We start from the raw sequence: 22,401 nt of genomic DNA, 5'->3' as shown, positions 1-22,401 counted from the left end.
TATGTCCATTGACCTAGATACCATTCACGCGGAACTTCCAGCGCTTCCGGAGACGATCCGGATGGTTGTGTCCGACATGGATGGAACGCTCCTGACACCGGAAAAGACAATCGCTCCCTCTACGATGGCGATGGCAAAGGAGCTCCAGAAGCGCGGTATTCCGCTCTGTCTGGCAAGCGCGCGGCCCCCGGCTGCGATGACAAAATACATCTCACAACTCGGCTTGAGCGGTCAGAACGCGGGTTTCAACGGCGGGATTATCTTCTCACCGGACGGAACACCGACAGTGAGCCGTGTCCTGTCGCGTGATGTGCTCTCCGTGGTGCATGACATGCTGCATGTCCATGGGATTGAAACGTGGCTGTTGCGTCAGTCTTACTGGATGGTCAGTGACGCCGCGACGCCGTTTGTCGAGCATGAGCGCCGTATTACCGGGCTGACGCCTCATGCTGTGCCGGATCTGCGTCATGAGTTTGACGGGATCGGTAAGGTCATGGGTGTGAGCAACAACTACGATCTGCTTCAGCGTGTCGAGACGGAACTGGCTGTTATGCTTCGTGGTGAAGCCAGTGTGCGCCGTTCCTCCGAAATGCTGCTCGATATTACGCCTGCGCTCGCCAACAAGGGCGAAGCCGTCCGTGAGCTGGCTCTCGCTCACGGTGTAAAGCCGCATGAAGTGGCCTGTCTGGGTGATGCCCATAACGACCTGCCGATGTTTGCTGTCGCGGGGTTGGGCATTGCCATGGGACAGGCTGAAGACGATGTGAGAGCCGCTGCCCAGGTTCTTACTGACACCAATGAGCGTGATGGCTGGGCCAAAGCCATTGAGCGCTACATTCTGCCAAGGGTCAAAAACACATGACGACCGATATCCGTACTGCCATACTGGAAACACTGCCGAGCTCAGAAGCAGTAGCCCTTCGAATGGCGGATCTTCTGGTGGAAGGTGTTTTTGCCAAGACGGACGGCAAGTTCCGAGTGGCCCTGTCTGGCGGTTCGACACCCAAGCGACTGTTCGAACTGCTGGCCGAGCCGGAGCTGGCAAAGCGTATTCCGTGGGATCGCATTGAGATTTTCTACGGGGATGAGCGCCATGTTCCCGAAGGGCATGCGGACAGCAACCATACGGTTGGCCAGTCTGTTCTGATCAGCCGTGTTCCGGTTCCTGCCGAGAACGTGCATCCGATCCCGACGGGTGGGACGGTCGAGGCGGATGCGCGCGCCTATCAGAAAACTCTTGAGACTGCATACGGCGCGACGGAGCTGGACCCCGCTCGTCCGCTGTTTGATCTCGTGATGCTTGGCCTGGGAACGGATGGACATACGGCCTCCCTGTTTCCGGGCGAGCCTGTGCTTCAGGAAAAGACGGCGTGGGTGGGAACGGCAGCGCCGAAGACCGCACCCTACGAGCGCATTACGCTGACGTATCCTGCCATCCATTCCAGCGCGCTGGTCGTCTTTCTGGTGACCGGGGCATCCAAGGTAAAAATGCTCCAGCGTCTTCGTGAGGGCGACAAAACTCTGCCGTCTGCAAATGTGACCAGTGAAGGCCGGATCGTCATTCTTGCAGATCGTGCTGCAACGGGAGACGCCGCATGAGCTCGGATATGGAGGTGCACAAGCGCACTGCCGCTCGTCGTGCTGCCGATATGGTCAAGAGTGGCATGGTAGTTGGACTCGGCACGGGAAGCACCGCCACCTACATGATCGAGCGGCTCGGTGAGCGCGTGGCAGAAGGCCTTCACATTGTCGGGATTCCGACATCCGAAGACAGTGCCCGCAAGGCTAAAAAAGCGGGTATTCCGCTGACGGATTTTTCCGCTCATCGCCAGCTCGATATTGCCATTGATGGCGCAGATGAGGTTCAGCGGGGGCCGTTGCACCTTATCAAGGGCCTTGGCGGAGCGCTGCTGCGTGAAAAGATCGTGGCTCAGGCTTCGAAGATATTTGTGGTGATTGTGGATGGCAGCAAGCCAGTTGATCACCTCGGGGAGCGCGCTCCTGTTCCCGTGGAAGTGATTCCTTTTGGTTGGGAATGCACGGCAGAACGGTTGTCAGCCTGCGGTGCCAAGGGCGTTAAGCCCCGGACCGACCGTGATGGGAACCTGTTCGTCAGTGACAATGGCAACATGATCCTGGACTGCACGTTCGGCCCGATCGAGGACCCGGAAGATCTGGCGCGCCAAATAGACGCGATCGTGGGCGTGGTGGAACACGGCATGTTCCTGAACATGGCGTCTGAAGTTCTGGTTGCGACAGAACAGGGAGTGGAGCGATGGGAACCATAGAGACTGCGCACGTCAGTAAGGCCATAGGTGTCCGGCCGCGTTTTCTGGTCGTGATGGGTGTTTCCGGGACAGGCAAGACAACGATCGCCACCGGCCTTGCCACCCGCCTGGGGTGGCATTTTCAGGAAGGGGATGCGCTCCATCCCCAAAGTAACGTTGACAAGATGAGCTCAGGTCAGCCGCTGACGGACGAAGACCGCAAGCCCTGGCTGGAACTCTGCCATGACTGGCTGAGCAGGGAAGTAAAAGCGGGTCACGGTGCTGTCCTGACCTGCTCCGCCTTGAAGCGCATTTATCGCGAACAGCTACGTCGCGATCTTCCCGTTGAATTTATTCATATCCGTGTTGCTCGCGACACTCTGGCTGATCGTATGACCCATCGAAAAGGTCATTTCATGCCGCCAAGTCTGCTGCCGAGCCAGCTTTCCACATTTGAAGAGCCGGGTGACGACGAGCCGGTCATTCATGTCTGTGGTGAAGATCACCCCGATGTTGTGCTGGAGAAGCTGATCCAGCAATTTCGTGATGAAGAAAACCAGAAGGAACTCCATGCGGCTGTTGGTTGATGCAGATGCCTGCCCTGTAAAGGACGAGATTTACCGTGTGGCAGGCCGTTATGGCCTCCAGACGCTGGTTGTCGCCAATCGCTGGATCAATATCCCCCAGTCGCCACTGATTGAGCGTGTGGTCGTGCCGGAAGGGCCAGACGTTGCGGATGACTGGATTGCAGAGCAGGCTGTCACAGCAGACATCGTGGTCACGAACGACGTGCCATTGGCCGTGCGGTGTCTGGAAAAGGGGGCGGCCGTTCTGCGTCCCAACGGTGAAGAAATCGATGATCGGTCCGTAGGAATGGTCTCGGCCATGCGGGATCTGATGCATGACCTGCGCGAAACCGGGGTGGTGAATACGTACAATCCATCCTTTGGAAAAGCGGATCGAAGCCGGTTTCTTTCCGCTCTCGATACGCTCATCGTGCGACTCCGCAGGAAAGCTGCCCTTTCCAGAGTGATCCCCAGTTCTTCATAAAACATCCACAGGGAGGTCCCCGGAGATGTTCCATGAATCTGGGGATAAGAGTCCGCTGCTGAGGAAAAATCGTCCATGAATCCGTTGCGTCTTGCACAGCTGGAAATGTTCTGTGCTGTCGTCGAGACAGGAACGGTGGTGGCAGCGTCACGGAAACTGAACTGTGTGGCGTCCAACGTGACAGCGCGCTTGCGGGAACTGGAGCAGCTTCTGGGGCGGGAGCTGTTTACGCGGGAAAAGAACCGTCTCTTTCTGACGCCGGAAGGACGATTGTTTCACCAACAGGCCAAAACCGTCGTGGAAGAGGCACGGCACCTGACAGATCTCTTTTCTGAAGGCGTGCCTCGCGGGATACTGACTGTTGGGGCCTTGGACGTCGCACTGAAGGAATATTTACCCAGTCGAGTGCCGCAGTTTCTGGCGGCGGCACCGGGTGTGGAAATCAGGATCCTGATCCGGCCGACAGATACACTTGAGCGTATGCTGGTTGATGGCGAGATTGATCTTGCTCTGACAGATGGGCCAATCGAGCATCCCATGATGGGCAGTGCGTTTTCCTTTCGCGAGCGTCTGGCACTTATTTTGCCCGAAGGACAGCAGACACTTCAGTCAGGCCAGACAGTCTTTCTGTTCAATACAGACTGTTTGTATCGCCGGTATTTTGAGGTTTGGCTGGAGCAGAAGGGCTTTGGCGGCGGTCTTATCCATACCGTTGAGTCTTATGACGTCATTATGGCCTGCGTAGAGGCGGGGTTGGGAATTTCGTGTATTCCTCAGAGTGTTCTCTCAACTCTGGGGGCTGTCCGTAAGACAGGCATCGCTGTGCAGTACCCCACAGATCTTCAGGGCAGTGATATCTATTCGGTCTGGCGGGAGCCGCGAGTGAGCGTGTTGGCCCGGTTGTTCATGGAGAGTCTGGGTTCAATCTCTGAAGACTCATAAATAGTGAACGAAACACTAATTTATCATCACTTTTAATAAAACATATCTCTTGCCAGTGTCGGGTCATCGATTGAACCGGCAGCGGCCTCATGCGTCTAAAATAAAGCGGCGCAGGATGCGCTTCCTGAAAAACAGGAGCACTCATGGCTCAGAAATACGATCTCTTCATTAACGGTGAATGGGTTTCCCCGCAGACAGGAGAATGGATTCCTGTTGAAAACCCTGCCACGAAAGAAACGGTTGGCCAGGCGGCTCGGGGTGGTGAAGCCGATCTGGATAAGGCGGTAGCAGCAGCCAAGGCGGCGTTTCCGGCCTGGAGCCGAAAGACAGCTACGGAGCGCGCGGATTATGTCCATGCGCTGAAAGATCTGGTGAAGCGGGACAAGAAGGTTCTGGCCCAGATCATTACGTCCGAAATGGGTAAGCCCCTAAAGGAAGCTGAAGTCGAAGTTGATTTCGCAATCGGGCTGCTGCGGTTTTCGGCTGAAAACACGCTGCGTCTTCAGGGGGAAATCATTCCGGGGAGCACCCCGGACGAGAAAATTTTGATCGATCGTGTGCCTCTTGGTGTGATTGGCGCCATTACGGCCTGGAACTTTCCGCTGGCTCTTTGCGCTCGCAAGATTGGGCCGGCCATCGCTGCGGGGAATACGATCGTTGTAAAGCCTCACGAACTGACGCCGCTTGCGTCGCTTCATCTGGCAACGCTGGTTGAGGAAGCAGGCATTCCCAAAGGTGTCGTTAATATCGTCACGGGTGATGGTCCGGAAGTCGGAGTTCCGCTGGTCGCGCATCCGGACGTGAAGCTCATCACCATGACCGGCTCAACGCCTGCCGGGAAAAAGATCATGGCCGCCGCAGCGGAGACGCTGAAGGAAGTTCGACTGGAACTTGGTGGCAAGGCTCCTTTCCTGGTGATGGAAGATGCTGATCTGGAGAAGGCTGCGGAAGCGGCCGTGCAATCTCGCTTCATGAACACGGGGCAGGTTTGTACCTGCAATGAACGCACTTACATTCATGAAGCGGTTTACGACGACTTTGTGCAGAAGGTTCGCCAGAAGATCGGCGCTCTAAAGGTTGGTCTGCCAACTGACCCTTCAACGGACATGGGCCCCAAGGTGAGCGAAGACGAGCTCAACAAGGTTCACGAAATTGTCGAAAAGGCTGTTCGCCAAGGCGCAACGCTGGAAACTGGTGGGAAACGCTTAACGGGCGGTGTCTATGATAAGGGCTATTTTTACGCCCCTACACTGCTGACGGACGTCTCACAGGATATGGACATTGTTCATAACGAGGTGTTTGGCCCTGTCATGTCGCTTATAAAGGTGGCTGATTTCGATCAGGCGCTCGCCTGGGCCAATGACTGCCGGTATGGGCTATCAGCCTATCTCTTTACGAAGGATCTGGGTCGTATCCTGCGTATGACGCGTGAACTGGAGTTCGGGGAGGTCTACGTGAACCGTCCCGGCGGTGAAGCGCCGCAAGGTTTCCACCATGGCTACAAAGAAAGTGGCCTTGGGGGGGAAGACGGCCAGCATGGGCTGGAAGCCTATGTGCAGACCAAGACGATTTATCTCAACGCTTGATGTTGAGAAGGGCAGCCCGAAACCGGGCTGCCTTTTTTTATGAAAGGACCAGAAACATGGTTAAAGTTGCTGCACTGGCCACTGATGGCTTGGAAAAAATCGAGCTGACATCCCCACAAGAAGCGCTGGAAAAAGCGGGCGCGACTGTTACTGTAATCTCGTTGAAAGCTGGGGAGTTTCAGGCGGTCAACAAGGACATTTATCCATCTCGCAAAATTAAAGCAGAACTGGGCATTGCGGATGCGAAAGCCTCCGATTTTGATGCTCTTTTGCTGCCGGGAGGGCTTGCCTCACCTGATAGCCTCCGCATGAACCGAGATGTCGTGGCATTCGTGAAGGAGTTTGTGAAGGCCAACAAGCCGATCGCTGCGATCTGTCACGGAGCGCAGGTCTTGATCGAAGTAAACGAGCTACGAGGCCGTACCGTTACATCATGGCCTGCAATCAAGACCGATCTTGAGAATGCAGGGGCAAGCTGGGTGGACACAGAAGTTGTGACGGACGGCCCTTACGTGTTCTCACGGTGTCCTGACGATCTGCCAGCATTCAACAGGGCGATTATCAAGCATTTCAAGATGGGGTGATACATCGCATTACCAAGGCTGGACGAACGAGTCATGAATTGGATGGTCGGTCGTCTGGCTTTGAGATGTAATTTTCCAATGATCTTTCACAAACCGATAGCGTAGGCCGCTCCCTTTCAGGGATCGGCTGAACGCTTGTCGGGGTGTCAGGACACCTGAGACGGCTGGTGCTTTCATAGTAGCTAGAAGCGCTGGATCCACCTCGACGAAACACCCTGTCTGGTGAGCAAGATTTTGCAGCCGCTCATCCATACGCTGAATAGGAAGTTCGAGAGAAAACGGGCTTTGCTTGCAAGCGGCCGACGCACTTGCGGAAACGCTAAAGAGGGCGACGCAAAGACTGACTGAACGAAGATACACGTTAATCTCCTCAGGAGTATTCAGAAGGTTAACGTATGGCTGAACAGCTTGGGTCTCTTTTCAAAAGATGTTTTTGAAGAACCGAGAAATAGCATAATATTTTTCATCTGGGTCGTGAGTGTTTCTTCGATGAAATCGTCTTTAAGATATAATGGAATTAATTATGAATAAAATAATTTCGGCGCATCCTGTTAGTGCAGGGCTAAAAATTTTTCAAAACGATCCCGAAATAAAAATCTATGATGATGTTCTTTATATTCCAAGAATTCCTGGCCCACATGATTCTAATTACGGAATTTATGATAGTTATGGGCGTCTTGTACAAACAGCAGGCCCTCGTCGAGGTTGGCCAAATTTTTCATTAGGACAGTCTCAAAGTTCCAGTATTTCTCCTTCATCATCATATCCGCGTGCGACGGAGAACTCATATTTTTATGGGGGACATATTGGAACACATTTTGGGCATTTTTTGACAGAGACACTGCCGAGATTTTGGTGCGCGCCACATTGGTATCTTAATAAAAAAATCATCTGCCACAGTGGAGATACTATAGAAAAATTATTTTCCGTTTCGTGGATTAAAGAAATTTTCGAAATGATCGGTCTTGTAAAAGAGCAATTTATTATTTTTGATCGTCCGACGACAGTCACCAGCCTCCTTATTCCTGGCGTATCATTTGAAGAAAATCATTTTTCTCATCGAAAATTTGCAGAGTTTTGTAATAAATTAGGTAGAAAATATGCTGTTGATTTAGGTATTTCTGATCCAATTTTTCTTTCGAGAGAGAAATTCAAAAGTGCGATGAGAACAATAGGTGGTGAAGAAGAAATAACCTCCATTTTAAGGAATAAAGGATTTAGAATCGTTTACCCGGAAACTCTCTCCGTAAGAGAGCAAATGGGTCTTTTTTGTTCTGATAGATTGACGAGCGGGTTTGTTGGATCCGCATTCCACAATAGTATATTTTGCTCATCTCCCCGCGGTTTAGCGCTTTGCTATGGCAATAGTTATTCCACAAATTTTTGGCTAATGGACCAAGTCAACGACGCAAACATTCAATATTTTTCGACGCCGACACTACTGCTTAAAAACTCTCCAGGAGTCGGCGTTCCCGCAGAGTTCACAGTAGATAATCCGATGGACGTTGCGAACCTAGTCATAGACTATTATGAAGAAAAAAGCGTTTTAAAGAAAGAAAACGAAAAAATTAATTATGGAAAAAAGGAAGGACCTTATTTAATAAAAACAAAATTTGATTCTTTTCTTCAAATAGACCGGCAGCTTGGAAAAATTCATGCTGGGAGTGGGGTTGGTCCGCGAATACATAAAATTTTCGCATACGTTTTTGATTCGCAATGGATAGAACTTTTTACCCTAGGTGGGGATGTTTTATCTATGGATCAGCTTGATAGCGTTTCAGATACTTTAAATTTTGAAATGCAGATTAGTCAAAACGAAAAAACATTTTCACTTAAGCATCCGGTCACAAGCAGGTTTGTATCCACAACTCCTGATGGAGTTGTGGAGTGCAATAGAGAATATGCACGAGCTTGGGAGCAGTTTCTCTTGATCTCTGCAAACCAGAATTAAGAAAAATATTGCTGCCGATTTTGATTTTCAAAGAGCAATAATATTTTTCTAAAGAGGCCAATCCTGAATACGGTCAGAACGCATAGGGTTATTATTTGGTTGTTCTAAATCAGAGAAGCCCGAAAAATGGAAAACTTCCCAATTTTTCATTTCTGGCCTCGAGAGTACAACGTGGTCATTAAAATTGTGGTCTGTACAAAGGAAAAGGCCGTTATAGAAAAATCCTACGCCGCCATTTTTTCCATAAATGAGTTTGAAAGTGGCAGCTTCAGAGCGCTTTTCCTTCAACAGTGCCTCTCCTGGCTGCTCCCATGTCATCCAAAATGTCTGATCTCTTAAAACTTTGAACTGCACCGTTTCACCTGAAACCGTAGCAATGACTCTGGGTCTTTCATCTTTTTTGTCTGGAGTAGAAATTACAACTTGAGTTTCCGGATCCCAGACTAAATTTTGATCTGTGTTATCAGACAAAAACCATTGTCGTTTTGAAATTGTTGGGACTGGAATTCCACTTCTTGATAGTGTTGCAAAAGAAGTATGGAAAACAGCCATCTCTTCTTCATCTCTCCAGCACCAGCGATGTATATGATCATGCCTGATGCTATTAAATACATCACCATTTTTTGAATAGTCCGCTACTGGCGGGGGTTTATCTAGGCACGTGACCTTGAGGGGGGAGCGGATGAGATAAAAATTATGATCCCGTCCTGATTTTATATATCCGCCCCAGCCTGCTCGCAGAAAGCGTGTTGTATGCTCAACATGAGCATGGCCGTACCCCCGGAAGCGGGTGTCGAGATACCCGACGACTGAGAGCGCCTCCCGCGAAAAGGAGCAGCACTGGCCCGTTACATACCGCGAAATAATCGGATTGGAGACAGTGCCGGTTCCGCCAATTCGATCGTTTAAAGGCCAATGAGAAGGGGCAAGATTAACGTGCCCCCACCGTTTTGCGCCATCGATCCATGCTTGTTCCCAGCCGTCCTCCATTGGGAAAGTGTCTTCTTCAAGAAGAATGACGACATCGCAGTGGCGCATTTCATGAAGATAATAAATCGCTCGGTTTTTGTTCCATACGACCCCACAGTTTGGTCCTCGTATGTAAGCTACCCCGAGTTCTTCAAGCATATTTTGGGTGTTGTCAGGTGATCCATCGTCGACGACGATAAGTTCATGATCTGCTTTGGTGTGGCGTTGGACCTGCTCAATGGTGTGGCGTGTAATATCACACCGCTTATAGGATAAGATCGCTATTCCCACACGCATGACTGTTTCCCTGCAAGCCTTGGCGTTTGCGCCACCGGTATTATTCTTATCGACGGTGTTGCTCGATAATTCCCGCACACCAGTTTGATAAACTGGTAGAGCCTTTTTAGAAAATTGAAAATAATTTTTCCGAACAGTGTTTTCTATAATGCTCTTTTTTTTGAAAGTGTTTGTTGACGAAAAAGACGATAGAATAGAAAAAATTGAATATTTTCATAATAAAATTTTAGTAAAAAATCAGTTTTTGCAAAATTTTTTTTCTAATAAAAAGGAAGATATTTTTGAGATAATTAAAATATCTTCCCGTATTCTCTGATTAATACGTTGTATCTACGAGGTGTCGTCCGAGGGCTGGGTCATCTGTGAAGAACCCGTCGATCCCCATATCCAGATAGCGGCGGACCTCTGCGATCATACCTTGGGGGTTGCGAGCTGCTGGGCCTGCGTCATTTCGAAGCTGAGCAGGAAGAAAGTAGTTTTCCGGGCGTGCTGTGTAGGAATGAACAAGCAGACCTGCACGGTGCGCGTCATCCACCAGTGTGCTGGGTTCAAGCCATGCGCCTTTGGAATCACGGGGGATCAGATCCGTGTTCGACGGGCCGATGACGTCGGCATAATGGCTGATATCCTTGAGGCCGCTTGGTGTCATCAGGTCGCCGAAGGTTGTTGTTTTTCCTGCTGCGGCAAGATCAGGGGGAACCTGTTTGCGTTCACCCATCAGAAGCATCAGCCGTGTCTGTGGGTTGATGGCCAGTGCCTGCTCCCGGATACGGGCGAGGTTTGACGTTTCGAAAGACTGGATTTCGAGCGGGGCCTGGCGCGTATATTCGTGAGCCGCAATGGTCTTGAGGAAGATTGCTTCCGGATCATGGCCGAGGCTGTGAAAATGCGTGGAATGCTTCAGTTCCGGGATCAGACCGAAGGTCTTGCCGGTGGCAGCAGCCTGAGCCGCCACAACTTCGATGACCTCCTCAAACGTCGGGATTTCGAAGCGGTCGTTGTAGCGGGTGTTATGGACACGAAGGGTCGCCAGACGCTCACGGGCACGGAGAGTTTTGAGTTCCGCAAGTGTGAAGTCCGTGGTGAACCAGCCGGTCTGCTTTTGGCCGTCGATGGTGACGGTCTTTTTGCGGTCGGCAAATTCCGAATGATCCGAAACGTCTGTCGTATCGGCGATGTTGCTTTCATGACGGACGACTAGATGGCCGTCTTTTGTCATGACCAGATCGGGTTCGATGAAATCGGCGCCGTCCAGCATTGCTTTGGCATAAGCACCGAGTGTGTGTTCAGGACGGAGAGCCGACGCGCCACGGTGGGCAAACACCAGTGGCTTTGGAGCCAGGGAGGGAGCCGCCTTTGCGGAGCGGCTCAGGTGAAGGGCAGGGAGGGCGGCGGAAAGCAGCCCCAGAGTGCGGCGGCGCGTCAGCATGGATCAGTCCTTACAGCGTGGCGTTCAGTGTCAGGAAGAAGCTGCGCGGGGCAACCGGGAAGGCACTGAACTGACCAGAAGTCTGGGTCGCGTTGATGGTGGACCAGGCGTGTGTGTTGGTCAGGTTGGTGATGTTACCCTGAACACGCAGGGCTGCGATGTGTGGGATGCCATGGAACGTGTAGCCGGCGTTCATGTCAAACTGAGCAAACGGGGCGGCGTACATGTCGTTGGTGTAGGTTGCATAACGCTTCCCGGTCACGACACCGATGAACTGGCCATAAGCATTGCCCCAGTTGGTGCTGAAGACGAACTTCTCAGACCAGGCAGGCATACCCACAACGTTCTTGCCAGCCGTATGCACGACTGTCGTGCCGGTGCTGTAGTTATCGTTGTAGGTGGACTTGTTATAGGACAGGCCGTTGTAGAGCGAGAAATGCTCGCCGAAATGGGACGTGAAGGAGAAGTCCATACCATCGGTTGTGACAGAACCAACGTTGGCAAGCGTTGTGGCAGACCCGATGATGGAAGACAGCGTCTGCGTGGTGGCAACAGCCAGAAGGCGGTTCGAGAAGTGCACGTGATAGTATGACAGCTGTCCTTCGATAGACGTCAGCGGGCCAAGATGGATCTGGCGATGCTCACGCAGACCGGTCTCGTAAGTCCATGATGTTTCCGGCTTGCCGTTCTTTTTGAAGTCTTCGAAGGCAGCCTGACTGGTTGCGCCCCAAGGTGTGGCGTTGCCGTAGCCGGCGTCCTGGAAGGAGCGCATGTTTTCCTGAATGGTGGCGAACCACTGTTCATTCGGCGTGATATTCCAAACCGCACCGAAGGATGGCAGGAACGGACGTTCCGCAGCGATCGTACCACCCGGAGCCGTGACAGCGTAGGACGGAGAGAGCGAGCCCGCCTTAGCAGCAACAGGCAATGTGCCGTTCGTGTAAACGAGCTCAGACTTGAAACCAGCCTTTAGGGAGAAGTTCTTGGAAATCTGCCAGTTGTCCTGCAGATGGGTGACGAACGTGTTGGTGTAGAAGTTGTTCGTATATTGGTCGATCAGGGCGTTCTGCTGGCGTTCGTATGGTGTGGTCGGGTTGTTGGCATCCAGCGGGTACCAGCGACGAGCCTGCGTATTGTTGTTGCGCTCATACCATCCACCGACTTCGATGGAATGTTTGCCGAGGTGGTAGCGCAGTGTGGAGATCAGGCCACCGCGGTTATCCCAGTATTCGGTTGTACGCGTGGCGTAACCGGATCCACCGAAGACCGTGCTGAGATCCTGACCGGGGAAATAAGCGGCGAAGAGGGTAGGCAGACCCGCAGCCGTAATCGGGCCTGCGACGACGCCTTCACCTAGATCATGATGGTAATAGATCGAGTTATCCCAGTGCAGGTTCGCATTGAAATCATGCGTCCACTTTGCATAGGCCAGGAAGTCTTCCCGCTGGGCAGCGGAATAGTAATTGCGGTAATTCAGGCCTGCATTCGTATAAGCGGCTGAATTAATGTAGGATTTTGCGTAGTTGTAGTTCGGGTAAGTGAAGGGACGGACATAAGTGCCGTAGCCCTGTGGCAGCGTTACGCTGTCTTCGTTCGGCTCCACTTTCTGGGACCAGTCAAAGAAGACCGAAAAGCGGTCATGGGCGCTGTGGTGAACGAACTTGGCATTGACCTGATAGCCGCCCTGATGGCCAGCGAAGTCCCATGCGCGTGCATCCTGACGGGCGAATGAGACATAGGCCGAGTTGCCATTTCCGAATTCACCCGTGTCGAGACGCGCGAAGGTGCGGAATGTGGACCAGCTGCCAAAGACCTGTTCGATCTGAGCGCCGCGCTTGCGCAGTGGATCCTGCGTCGTAAATTCGAGTGTACCGCCGAGGTTGGACGTGGACGCCGTGCCCAGACCGCCTGCACCGGTGGCAATGGACGCAGATCCGATGTTTTCGCTGATGGATGCGCGCTGCGGGGAGAGGCCGTTGTAGTTACCGTAGGCCTGGTCGCCGAGGGGAATTCCATCAAGCGTATAACCGAGCTGCTCTTTGGCAAAACCATGTACATACAGTGATGAGTTCTGTTCGTTGTTGCCCCAGGGATCAGCATTGTTGAACACAACACCTGGCAGGATCTGCAGCGCCTTGATGGGGTTGATGCCCGGCATGATGCGCTGGATCTGAACGCGGCCAAGTGTCTGTTCGGAGCGGGTGCGCTTTGCGGTAATAACCAGCTGTTCCGATCCGCCGGAAACGGCTGCGGCCTTGTGTGCTGCGGTGTGTTTCTTGCTGTTTGTCGACGCGGTGGCAGCTTTGGCTGAAGGCAGTGCCATGCTCACTGCCAGCGGAGAACAGAAAAGAAAGAGCAGCGCACGGTTGCGCTGGGATTTGGATGACATGGATAGCTTTCCCGTAACGAAGCGGAGTCGGAACGGGCGGAAACTAGTCTCAATATCGTGATGGTTGTGTGAACCTAGTGTGAAGGCGGCGTGACAGTTTTATGACGCCGTTTGCCAGCCTAGGCCCACGATCGCGACGCGCCGTCCGAACGGGGTCTCCTGCAAGACTATGACTTCTCTTTCCTCAAGATAGGTCAGCTGGCGCCGGGCCCGCCCCAGGGAGTGCGTGCCGTAGGCGCGGGCAAGAGCACTGTCATCCGGGCAGGTTTCCGAATCGAGCGCGGTGCGCGCCAGCAACAAAAAGACGCCCTGAACGTCTTCCGGCAGAGACGCGGCTATGACTTCGGCTTTCTGCCACTCTTCACTTTCAGCACGTTCCCGGTCCAGGCCCGCGCGGACGGTTGCAAGAATGCGCTGGAAACGACCGAGATCGAGGATGTTTCGTGATAGCCCCTGAATGCGGGCCCGGAGCTGGAAGTCCTGATAGAGGGTTGCAAGCGGCTTGTAATCCGCGCCCTCTTCGGATGCGACGCCAGAAACCATGTCCCAGATATGGGCTGGATCAATCTCGGTCGTTTCGGCTGCTGTGGTGGGTTCTTCAGCCGCTTCGCGGGTTGCGCCATAGGCATCAAGCTGTGCGAGAAGATCCGGCGGAGGGGGGCGTGTTTCGCGGCGGGGGCGCGGCGAAAATTCGTGAACGGGCTCGAGAATAATGTCTCGTAGGTCTTCGGCATCCATGGGCTGCAAGGGAACAAGCACTGGCCCCGTGTTGTGGCTGGCTGTTTCTACGGGGCCGATTGTCAGCAGCTTCGGACGACGGGACAGAGCGGGGCCGAGCGCCATGAACTGCCCGCGGGCAAGATCACGAAACGATTCCGCGGCCCGACGCTCCATTCCCAGAAGATCTGCGGCGCGGGCCATGTCGATGTCGAGGAAGGTCCGGCCCATCAGAAAGTTCGAGGCCTCTGCCGCGACGTTCTTGGCCAGTTTAGCCAGACGCTGTGTTGCGATGACACCGGCCAGACCACGTTTACGCCCACGACACATGAGGTTTGTCATGGCCCCCAGTGAGAGGCGGCGGGCTTCATCGGATGTGTCACCGCCCGCAACCGGTGCGAAGAGCTGGGCTTCGTCCACCACAACCAGAGCCGGATACCAGTTGGCGCGTGGTGCTTCGAACATGCCGTTCAGGAATGCACCAGCGGCACGCAGTTGCATTTCGGCTTCCACCTGTTCAAGATTCAGCACGACAGATGCACGATGCGCCCTGACACGTTCACCGGCTGCGCGCAAACTGGCTTCAGACTGGTCCTCAACATCAATGACCAGATGGCCATAGCGGTCTGCTAGGGTGACGAAGTCGCCTTCCGGGTCGATCATGACCTGTTGAACGAGGGTTGCTGTCTGTTCCAGCAGACGGCGCAGAAGGTGGGATTTGCCCGAGCCGGAGTTACCCTGAACCAATAGGCGCGTGGCCAGCAGTTCCGGCAAATCAATGCAGGTGTCTGAGCCGTCGCGGCCCTGTCCGAGAACGATGGATGTCATGGCGTCAGCGGATACCCGAAACTGACGATTCTAGCCACCCAAGGACGCCTTTTGCTGCAGCAAGACCGGTGGAAAAACATCCCTGCAGAAGATAACCCCCGGTTGGGGCTTCCCAATCCAGCATCTCGCCAGCTGCAAACACCCCGGGATGAGCCTTCACCATGAATTTTTCGTCCAATGCGTCCTGACGTAATCCCCCTGCTGTCGAAATGGCGCGGTCGAGGGTGTCTGTCCCGGTCAGGACGATGGGGAGGGTTTTAATGGCCCGGGCCAGCTGGAGGGCTGTCGCTTGTTTTGGCGTTGCCTGTCGCAGTAGTTCTCGGGAGGCACCATCGAGAGACAGAGCTTTGCGCAGGCGGTTGGACTGGCTCTCTCTGGGACGCTGGGCCTGAAGGCGTTTGAGAATGGCGTCTTCAGAAAGGGTAGGGCGCAGATCCAGTGACAGGATGGCGGTGCCCGTAGAGGTGATGGCATCACGGAGAGAGGCCGAAAGGGCATAAAGGGCAGAGCCTTCCAGTCCGCGCGGCGTAATGGTGAGGTCCCCACGAGTTTCCGTTCCCTGAAACGACAGTCCGACGGAATGGAGCACTTCACCGTCATGGCGTTGCAGGACGTCATCTGGCCAGTTGGGCATGAAGCCGCAGTTTGACGGTTTGAAAGGGGATGTTTCCGTAGGGAACAGACTGGCCCAGCGCCCGTCTGACCCCAGGCGAGACCAGCTTGCACCGCCTGTAGCCATGAGCGTGGCGTCCGCAGCAAAGGTGACAGGACCTGAAGGGTTTTCAAAGGTCAGTCTTGAACCCTCCCATCCTGTGAAGCGATGGCGTGTCCTGATTTGAACACCCTGTTCTGCAAGTCGACTGAGCCACGCGCGAAGGAGAGGAGACGCTTTCATGCTTTTGGGGAAAACTCGCCCCGAGCTTCCACTGAAGCACTCTTGCCCAAGGCTTTCAGCCCAGCGACGCAGAGCGTCTGGCGGGAAGTTTAGCAAGGCTGGGGTCAGCCAATCCTGAGCTGGTCCATAGCGTGTTATGAAAAGGTCGAGTGGCTCAGAGTGGGTCAGGTTGAGGCCACTTCGGCCTGCCATGAGCAGTTTTCGCCCCACGCTGGGCATCTGCTCAAAGATTTCGACGTGACATCCATGACCAGAAAGATATTCAGCGGCGAACAGTCCGGCGGGACCTGCGCCAACGATGGCAACAACGGGAGGCGTGGAGAAAGGGCTCATGGCTGTCTGATTGCCATGAGCCGGATGGTTTGTCAGGTTCTACGTACTTCTGAGGCCGACGAGTATCAGCCTCAGGAGGGGATCAGAAACCGGCGCTGATGGAGCCCGTTGCGGCGAAAGGAGCTGCAATGGCGTAGGTCGGGGCTGTGCCCTTTACCGTATTGCCGAAAATGCCCTTCATGGTTGTTGCATTCGTCTGCACACTGAGCGGGAAGCCCAGATAGTGCTTGTCGGCAATGTTGGAGATGTTGAGCTTGACGTTGGGGCTCTGCAGGAAGCCAACATTATGGAAGCGATAACCGACGGTCAGGTTCATGCGCACGTAAGACGGGAGTGCCTCGTCGTTCATGAACGTTGAATACTGCTTGGCGACGTATTTCAGGCTGTAGGCGCCGAAGAGATTTCCGTCATCGTAATCCAGATTGAAGCCAACCTGATATTTTGGTGTTTCAGGTGCGAACTTGCCCTTCGTGTGCAGGTAATCAACGGAGCTTCCGCTGCCGCCGCGCAGATTGCTGGTCGTGCGGGCATCAACATACTCAAAGGATACATACGGGCGCAGATGATAGAAAATCGGACGCGTGCCGATTTCTGCGTCTACACCGTTTGTGCTCTGGCCGCCCGCATTGATGTTGTTGCTATAGTAGTTTGAGCAGGCGTCATCGGTGCACTGGCTCTGCGAGAAGAACCGGTTGGTGAAATTATAATGGAAGTACGTGATCGATCCCATGATGGTCGAACCGGTGTAACGCCAGCCCGCTTCTTCCGAGATGGAGATTTCCGGGTTGAGGTTTGAGGTGCCGCGTGTGGCGTAACCGCTGCTGGCCTGGTTGGGAGCCTTCACGTTGTAATATGTGCCTGCATCGAAAAGCGCGTAGTTCGTCGGCATGCGGAAGTTGGTCGCACCGGAGATGAAGATCTGGTTTTCCGGGTTGATCTGATAGCGGATCGACGCCGTCGGCAGCGGCTCATAGTACGTCTTGTTGATGTACGGGCCGGTGGATGTGTTTGGCAGCATATTCTGCGCATCACGGGTGACGATGGCGTATTTCAGGCCACCCTCGATCGTGAGCTTGTTGTTCAGCAGAGATAGACTGTCCCCGATGAACATTGTGTGCACGCGGGTCTGCGTGAGGTTGGAGCGGTACTGATAGGTCTGCCCGTTATTAAAGACGTAGTTTGCAGCCTGTCCCCAAACGCTCCAGGGTGTTCCGTCCGCGCCAATGCCAGTGGCGGGGCCGCTCTGGATCTGCTTGGAATATTCGAACCAGTAACCAACCATGAGGCGGTTCACGCCTGTTGTCAGCGTCAGCTTCGTGACGGCACCGGGACGGTAGGTTGTGGTGATGGACGGTTCATAGAGCAGGCTGCCTTTGGCAACGGACTGCCCTTCAAGCGTTCCGCCCATTGTTGTCGCACCATAGCTGGTGGGAACCGTGTATGCCCCGCCGCCACTGCCGCTGCCGTACCAGAAGTAAGGTGTTTCCGTCAGTGTCAGGTGATCGGTTAGTTTAAAGGTGGATGGTGCACTGACATAAATGTTGGTGAACGGGTTCTGATGGAACTTGTAATAGTCCGCATCGCTCTTCGTGGTCTGGCCGGTCGGATCTTTGTACACGCCATTGTAGACGGTGTTGGAGATCGTGGACGTGGTGGTGTTCTTGAATGTGCTGCCATTGGGGCGCGTGCAGGTTGCACCAGCCGAACAGGAGGTCACGTATTTGTCCTTCACGCCCAGACCGTATTCGTCCCACGACGCCATGTTCACGGAGCGGTTCAGGTAATTGTAGAGGCGGTTGCCAACAATTGCGAGAGAGACGCGGTTGCCGTCGCCCCAATCATTTACGATCTTGCCTTCGGCGTGCAGCTTCCGGTTCGTTGCTTCACTATGAACGGCATCTTCCGTCGCATAGGAACCGGAAAAATAGGCGCGCAGGTTCGTGTGGCCGATTTTGCCGGTGTCAAGGCGCAGGAAGCCGCGGGTGTAATCATAAGACCCATAGGACACGTCGAATGCGCCGCCAGCCTTCATCTTCGGATCGATCATATACATGTCGACCACGCCGCCCGTGGCGCTCAGATGTGGGCTGTCCAGATCCGCAGAGCCTTGAGCGAGATTAACCTTCTGAAGGTTTTCTGAATCCACGATTTCCTGGGAATACGTCTGGAAGGAGCCGACGTCGTTGATCGGGAAGCCTTCAAGGGTAAAGCCCATCTGCGTCTGATCGAGGCCACGGGAGCTCATGTGGCTTCCTGTCAGGCCGGCCGGGTCGGAAGACGACACGTTGGCGCCTGGAAGCAGGGAGATGAGCTGCATCGGGTCCTGACCCGGAGCCTGCTTTTCAATGAAATCGCGAGACACGCTGGAAACAGACTTTGCTGCGTCCTGCTTCTGCATCAGGCCGCCACCAACGTCACGGCGTGTAACGCCGTCAAAATACTTGCGACGACCGCTAACGGACACGTGCTCTTCATGCACCTCATCTGTTGGCGCGGTATTACCCATCATGGACGGTGCCGCTGCGGCTGCCTGATGGCGGTTTGGCTTATGATCAGCGGACGACGCGGCGGGGGCTGCCAGTGCAGGCGCAACCCCTAAGGCAATGAGTGCAGACGTTGAAAGCAGGCGTGCAAGGCGCATCAGGAAGATGGTCTTTCTCGGATAGTGAAATAAGCGAGAAGGGGAAAACCACGCTTTGTCACAATCATCAACAGTTTGGCATATGAAACATTACGACATAAATAATCGTGATATTTTCGCAACAAAAAGTGGCCCGAAAGCTTGCTTTGAGTGCCGGGGCGTCTGCGCGCTATAAGTGGTCATTGCTGACATTCGGAGGTTTCAGGCATGCAGAACGCAATCCAGCGCCGGGTGGCTCAGGGGCAGGGACGGGAACCAGCAGATCTGGTGATCCGCAACGTCCGTCTTCTGGATCTTGTGACAGGCGAACTGGTCCCTACGGATATTGCGATCTGCGGTGACCGGATCGTGGGAACGTACGGGACATACGAAGGCAGGCAGGAGATTGATGGACGCGGGCGGGTCGCCGTTCCCGGTTTCATTGATACCCACCTTCATGTTGAGTCCTCTCTGGTCACGCCTTTCGAGTTTGATCGCTGCGTTTTGCCGCATGGCGTGACGACCGCCATCTGTGACCCCCATGAGATGGCCAATGTCCTTGGGCGGTCAGCCTTCGATTATTTCCTGGCAGCGGCGGAGAGGACCGTCATGGATCTGCGGGTCAATCTGTCGAGCTGCGTTCCTGCAACGCCTATGGAAACATCAGGGGCCACCTTGGCTGCAGCTGATCTCGTGGCCTACCAGGATCATCCCAAGGTGATCGGGCTGGCAGAATTTATGAATATCCCGGGTGTTCTGAACGGTGATCCAGGTTGCCTGGACAAGCTGGCCGCATTTTCTGGCGGTCATATTGATGGTCATGCGCCGCTGATGCGCGGCAAGGCACTGAATGGCTATCTGGCTGCGGGCATTTCGACAGACCATGAAGCAACCGCCGCGGAAGAAGCGCTGGAAAAAGTCCGCAAGGGCATGACCGTGCTGATCCGGGAAGGCTCCGTCTGCAAGGATTTGGAAGCTCTGGTTCCGCTGTTGAATGTTGCAACGTCGCCCTTCTTTGCCTTTTGCACAGACGACCGGAATCCGCTTGAAATCGCGCATGAAGGGCATCTGGATTTTCTGATCCGCCGGGCAATCGAACTGGGGGTTGAGCCACTGGCTGCATATCGCGCGGCCTCACTTTCGGCTGCCAATGCCTTTGGTCTGAGGGACCGCGGGCAGATTGCTCCAGGCAAGCGGGCAGATGTTGTGCTTCTGGATGATCTTGAGGCCTGTCTGGTGTCAGACGTCATTTCTGCCGGGCGTCTGGTCACGGATGCCCTGTTTGCTGAACGGGAGATTATTCCGCCCGTGGGGCTGGGCAGCGTGAAGTTGCCAGGTGTGGTTTCTGCGTCGGATATGGAAATTCAGGGCAGTGGAACAGACCGCCCTGTGATGGGGCTTATTCCTGGGCAGATCATTACGGAATATCTGCGGCTGACATTGCCGGAAGAGAACGGGCAGGCCCTGCCGGATGTTCCGAACGATGTGGCCAAGGTCTGTGTGGTGGCGCGACATGGACATAATGAAAATATCGGCAGGGGGTTTGTGAAAGGGTTCGGCCTGAAGCACGGAGCACTGGCGTCATCTGTCGGGCATGACAGCCATAATATCTGCGTTGTGGGCACCAATGATGCGGATATGGCGACTGCTGTGAACCGGTTGGAAGCGACGGGCGGCGGATTTGTTGCCGTTCAGGATGGCAAGGTGCTGGCAGAACTGAAGCTGCCGGTGGCGGGTCTCATGAGTGATGCGCCGTTCGAACAGGTCCGCGACGAACTGATCGTATTGCGGAAAGCTGCGAAAGAGATGGGCGTTTCTCTGGAAGAGCCGTTTTTACAACTGGCTTTCCTGCCTCTTCCTGTTATCCCGCATCTCAAGATTACGGATCTTGGAATGATTGATGTCAGAACGATGGAACTGGTCTGAAACGCAAAAAGACCCGCCCCTGTGAGAGGGCGGGTCTTTTTTATCAGGCCTGACGAAGGCTGATCAGTGGGTGGAGGCACCCGTTGCATTGGCAATGCCCTGCTGCGCACTGGTTGCAGCATGAGACGTTGCATGGCCAACAGCACTGACATCCTGGCCTGCGCCACGCGTCGTGTTGCAGGCGGACAGAGACACTGCCGTACCTGTAAGCAGGGCAGAGACCAGCATCAGGCGAGCGAACGTGGATTTACGGGTCTTGGTCATGCGGGCATGTCCTTATGTTCTGTGTGTTTGTTCAGGGGTAAAAGCCTGTCGTGTCAAAAAGTTGCGTTTTTAAGTACTGACCTGCGTCGGCAGGAACGGAAAAAGGCCTGAAAATTGTTAGAGAAATTTCATTGGGCCACAGCGATGTTCAGAGTGTTTCGTCGTAATCCGGAGCGTTTGCCTGGAAAGTCAGTTCTGATTGTGGACTGTAATTTTCCGCGGCCCCTCCATGATTCCGGTTCGATGGATCTGGACGCGCTGATCCACTCGCTGCTGCGTCAGGGATGTAAGGTCAGCTTTCTTGCGCTGGGGGAGTATTTCCTTCCCAGAGAGCAGCGGGATAGGAACGCGAGGGAAGAATATCGCGCCTTTGGAGTGACCTGCCTGACGCCCGGTGATGATGTGGCTTCACCCGGATGGAAGGGGATCGAAGAGGCTCTTCAACAGATCGGGCCGAAGCTTGATACCTGCATCCCATGCCGTGTGAGCTGTGGGGGCGCAGCTTACGATCGGCTTCGTGCGGCGTTCCCATCCGCCCGCATGATTTTCTACGCATGTGATCTGCATTTTCTGCGAGAAGAACGGGCTGCGCGTCTGGCCGGAGATTATACTGCGCTCAAAGCAGTTGAGGTCACGCGGGATAATGAATTCGCCATTATGCGTCGTGCGGATGCGACACTGGTGGTGTCCAGCTATGAGAAAAATCTTTTACGTCAGGAATTGCCAGAAGCGCTGGTTGTTCATCTGGCTTTTCCCCGGCCCTCTGCCGAGGGAGAGGGCTGGGACACGCGCCGCGATATTGGTTTTATCGGCAATTTCGGGCATCGGCCGAATGAAGATGCGGTGCGTTACTTTCTGGAGCATGTCTGGCCAGATCTGGCTGTCCGCATGCCGGATTGCAGATTCCTGATCGTGGGAGCGGGTGCGCCGGACTGGCTGACAGAATGGGCGGAGAAAGACGCGCGTTTGATTGTGCTAGGGCATGTGCCAGATTTGGCGGCTGTGTTGAACAGTTTAAGGATAACTGTCGCGCCGCTTCGGTATGGAGCAGGGACAAAAGGAAAGGTTCTAAGCAGCCTGTCTCATGGCGTGCCCTGTGTCATGACATCCGTTGCCGCTGAAGGTTTCGACTTCACGCCGCAGCTCAAAGAGCTGGTTGTTGCTGATCTTCCGCAGGATGTGGTGGATGCCATTGTGGCGCTCTACACACAGGCCTCTCGATGGCAGATGGTCGTTCGTCACGGGCGTGATCTGATATTGCAGAATCATACGCCCGAGAAGCTTGATGCGGCGGTGGCTCAGTTACTGCGTATTGATGCTGCTGGCCGCTGACCGAAGGATAAACTTACGAAGG

General features: G+C 54.2%; 18 protein-coding genes. 11 read left to right on the top strand and 7 right to left on the bottom strand.

Features of this window, described 5'->3' with window-relative positions; all coding sequences use genetic code 11:
• Position 1 precedes the first annotated feature (1 nt).
• The 9 genes from KP705_RS10405 to KP705_RS10365 all read left to right on the top strand — a co-directional run bounded on the left by KP705_RS10405 (position 2) and on the right by KP705_RS10365 (position 8,380).
• Positions 2 to 862, top strand: a complete 861-nt coding sequence (locus KP705_RS10405) for a Cof-type HAD-IIB family hydrolase (protein WP_046899918.1) — start codon at positions 2 to 4, stop codon at positions 860 to 862.
• On the top strand, positions 859 to 1,599 hold the full coding sequence (gene pgl / locus KP705_RS10400; protein ID WP_215764418.1) for a 6-phosphogluconolactonase: 741 nt from the start codon (positions 859 to 861) through the stop codon (positions 1,597 to 1,599). Before KP705_RS10405 ends, pgl begins: the two co-directional genes overlap by 4 nt.
• A complete protein-coding gene (gene rpiA, locus KP705_RS10395) occupies positions 1,596 to 2,288 on the top strand; it encodes a ribose-5-phosphate isomerase RpiA (protein ID WP_064273868.1) in 693 nt (230 codons plus the stop codon). The genes pgl and rpiA overlap by 4 nt, the downstream gene beginning before the upstream one ends.
• Entirely contained in the window at positions 2,276 to 2,854 is a 579-nt protein-coding gene (locus KP705_RS10390; protein ID WP_046899915.1) for a gluconokinase, read from the top strand. The genes rpiA and KP705_RS10390 overlap by 13 nt, the downstream gene beginning before the upstream one ends.
• Positions 2,838 to 3,317 (top strand): YaiI/YqxD family protein, encoded by a 480-nt coding sequence (locus KP705_RS10385; RefSeq protein WP_046899914.1) that lies wholly within the window; start codon positions 2,838 to 2,840, stop codon positions 3,315 to 3,317. Before KP705_RS10390 ends, KP705_RS10385 begins: the two co-directional genes overlap by 17 nt.
• Before the next feature lie 75 nt (positions 3,318 to 3,392).
• Entirely contained in the window at positions 3,393 to 4,259 is an 867-nt protein-coding gene (locus tag KP705_RS10380) for a LysR family transcriptional regulator (RefSeq protein ID WP_046899913.1), read from the top strand.
• 143 nt (positions 4,260 to 4,402) lie between these two features.
• Positions 4,403 to 5,845 carry an aldehyde dehydrogenase gene (gene aldA / locus KP705_RS10375; RefSeq protein ID WP_046899912.1) on the top strand — a complete coding sequence of 481 codons (1,443 nt, stop codon included), beginning with the start codon at positions 4,403 to 4,405 and terminating at the stop codon, positions 5,843 to 5,845.
• Positions 5,846 to 5,901: 56 nt separating this feature from the next.
• On the top strand, positions 5,902 to 6,429 hold the full coding sequence (locus KP705_RS10370; protein WP_215764417.1) for a type 1 glutamine amidotransferase domain-containing protein: 528 nt from the start codon (positions 5,902 to 5,904) through the stop codon (positions 6,427 to 6,429).
• A 523-nt stretch (positions 6,430 to 6,952) separates the two neighbouring features.
• On the top strand, positions 6,953 to 8,380 hold the full coding sequence (locus KP705_RS10365) for a DUF563 domain-containing protein (protein ID WP_160298807.1): 1,428 nt from the start codon (positions 6,953 to 6,955) through the stop codon (positions 8,378 to 8,380).
• Between the two features lie 48 nt (positions 8,381 to 8,428).
• Here the strand turns inward: KP705_RS10365 and KP705_RS10360 are convergent, their stop codons facing one another.
• From KP705_RS10360 to KP705_RS10335, 6 genes are all read right to left on the bottom strand, one after another.
• Positions 8,429 to 9,646, bottom strand: a complete 1,218-nt coding sequence (locus KP705_RS10360) for a glycosyltransferase (RefSeq protein ID WP_052750018.1) — start codon at positions 9,644 to 9,646, stop codon at positions 8,429 to 8,431.
• A gap of 316 nt (positions 9,647 to 9,962) precedes the next feature.
• Positions 9,963 to 11,075 carry a glycerophosphodiester phosphodiesterase gene (locus tag KP705_RS10355; RefSeq protein WP_215764416.1) on the bottom strand — a complete coding sequence of 371 codons (1,113 nt, stop codon included), beginning with the start codon at positions 11,073 to 11,075 and terminating at the stop codon, positions 9,963 to 9,965.
• 10 nt (positions 11,076 to 11,085) lie between these two features.
• The gene (locus KP705_RS10350; RefSeq protein ID WP_215764415.1) at positions 11,086 to 13,464 is read right to left on the bottom strand and encodes a TonB-dependent receptor; all 2,379 of its coding nucleotides are present in this window, start codon (positions 13,462 to 13,464) and stop codon (positions 11,086 to 11,088) included.
• Positions 13,465 to 13,563: 99 nt separating this feature from the next.
• Positions 13,564 to 15,009, bottom strand: coding sequence for an ATP-binding protein (locus KP705_RS10345; protein ID WP_046899907.1), 1,446 nt, complete (start codon positions 15,007 to 15,009; stop codon positions 13,564 to 13,566).
• A gap of 4 nt (positions 15,010 to 15,013) precedes the next feature.
• Positions 15,014 to 16,237 (bottom strand): TIGR03862 family flavoprotein, encoded by a 1,224-nt coding sequence (locus KP705_RS10340; protein WP_046899906.1) that lies wholly within the window; start codon positions 16,235 to 16,237, stop codon positions 15,014 to 15,016.
• An 82-nt stretch (positions 16,238 to 16,319) separates the two neighbouring features.
• The gene (locus KP705_RS10335) at positions 16,320 to 18,878 is read right to left on the bottom strand and encodes a TonB-dependent receptor (protein ID WP_046899905.1); all 2,559 of its coding nucleotides are present in this window, start codon (positions 18,876 to 18,878) and stop codon (positions 16,320 to 16,322) included.
• Between the two features lie 207 nt (positions 18,879 to 19,085).
• Here KP705_RS10335 and ade point away from each other — a divergent pair, with 207 nt between their 5' ends.
• On the top strand, positions 19,086 to 20,783 hold the full coding sequence (ade, locus tag KP705_RS10330) for an adenine deaminase (protein ID WP_046899904.1): 1,698 nt from the start codon (positions 19,086 to 19,088) through the stop codon (positions 20,781 to 20,783).
• A 63-nt stretch (positions 20,784 to 20,846) separates the two neighbouring features.
• On the opposite strand, the gene KP705_RS10325 is transcribed toward ade, so the two are convergent.
• Complete coding sequence (locus tag KP705_RS10325; RefSeq protein ID WP_046899903.1) at positions 20,847 to 21,047, bottom strand: entericidin A/B family lipoprotein; 201 nt, start codon at positions 21,045 to 21,047, stop codon at positions 20,847 to 20,849.
• 144 nt (positions 21,048 to 21,191) lie between these two features.
• Here KP705_RS10325 and KP705_RS10320 point away from each other — a divergent pair, with 144 nt between their 5' ends.
• Positions 21,192 to 22,379, top strand: coding sequence for a glycosyltransferase family 4 protein (locus KP705_RS10320; protein WP_046899902.1), 1,188 nt, complete (start codon positions 21,192 to 21,194; stop codon positions 22,377 to 22,379).
• Positions 22,380 to 22,401 lie beyond the last annotated feature (22 nt).

The organism is Gluconobacter sp. P1D12_c, assembly GCF_018812105.1.
GTDB classification, from domain to species: domain Bacteria; phylum Pseudomonadota; class Alphaproteobacteria; order Acetobacterales; family Acetobacteraceae; genus Gluconobacter; species Gluconobacter oxydans_A.
This window is presented reverse-complemented; position numbering and strand designations above follow the sequence as displayed.

What these genes read in the sequence shown, in the direction of transcription:
- KP705_RS10405 (WP_046899918.1), top strand. Translation starts at nt 2, where the DNA reads ATGTCCATTGACCTAGATACCATTCACGCGGAACTTCCAGCGCTTCCG.
- pgl (WP_215764418.1), top strand. Translation starts at nt 859, where the DNA reads ATGACGACCGATATCCGTACTGCCATACTGGAAACACTGCCGAGCTCA.
- rpiA (WP_064273868.1), top strand. Translation starts at nt 1,596, where the DNA reads ATGAGCTCGGATATGGAGGTGCACAAGCGCACTGCCGCTCGTCGTGCT.
- KP705_RS10390 (WP_046899915.1), top strand. Translation starts at nt 2,276, where the DNA reads ATGGGAACCATAGAGACTGCGCACGTCAGTAAGGCCATAGGTGTCCGG.
- KP705_RS10385 (WP_046899914.1), top strand. Translation starts at nt 2,838, where the DNA reads ATGCGGCTGTTGGTTGATGCAGATGCCTGCCCTGTAAAGGACGAGATT.
- KP705_RS10380 (WP_046899913.1), top strand. Translation starts at nt 3,393, where the DNA reads ATGAATCCGTTGCGTCTTGCACAGCTGGAAATGTTCTGTGCTGTCGTC.
- aldA (WP_046899912.1), top strand. Translation starts at nt 4,403, where the DNA reads ATGGCTCAGAAATACGATCTCTTCATTAACGGTGAATGGGTTTCCCCG.
- KP705_RS10370 (WP_215764417.1), top strand. Translation starts at nt 5,902, where the DNA reads ATGGTTAAAGTTGCTGCACTGGCCACTGATGGCTTGGAAAAAATCGAG.
- KP705_RS10365 (WP_160298807.1), top strand. Translation starts at nt 6,953, where the DNA reads ATGAATAAAATAATTTCGGCGCATCCTGTTAGTGCAGGGCTAAAAATT.
- KP705_RS10360 (WP_052750018.1), bottom strand. Translation starts at nt 9,646, where the DNA reads ATGCGTGTGGGAATAGCGATCTTATCCTATAAGCGGTGTGATATTACA.
- KP705_RS10355 (WP_215764416.1), bottom strand. Translation starts at nt 11,075, where the DNA reads ATGCTGACGCGCCGCCGCACTCTGGGGCTGCTTTCCGCCGCCCTCCCT.
- KP705_RS10350 (WP_215764415.1), bottom strand. Translation starts at nt 13,464, where the DNA reads ATGTCATCCAAATCCCAGCGCAACCGTGCGCTGCTCTTTCTTTTCTGT.
- KP705_RS10345 (WP_046899907.1), bottom strand. Translation starts at nt 15,009, where the DNA reads ATGACATCCATCGTTCTCGGACAGGGCCGCGACGGCTCAGACACCTGC.
- KP705_RS10340 (WP_046899906.1), bottom strand. Translation starts at nt 16,237, where the DNA reads ATGAGCCCTTTCTCCACGCCTCCCGTTGTTGCCATCGTTGGCGCAGGT.
- KP705_RS10335 (WP_046899905.1), bottom strand. Translation starts at nt 18,878, where the DNA reads ATGCGCCTTGCACGCCTGCTTTCAACGTCTGCACTCATTGCCTTAGGG.
- ade (WP_046899904.1), top strand. Translation starts at nt 19,086, where the DNA reads ATGCAGAACGCAATCCAGCGCCGGGTGGCTCAGGGGCAGGGACGGGAA.
- KP705_RS10325 (WP_046899903.1), bottom strand. Translation starts at nt 21,047, where the DNA reads ATGACCAAGACCCGTAAATCCACGTTCGCTCGCCTGATGCTGGTCTCT.
- KP705_RS10320 (WP_046899902.1), top strand. Translation starts at nt 21,192, where the DNA reads ATGTTCAGAGTGTTTCGTCGTAATCCGGAGCGTTTGCCTGGAAAGTCA.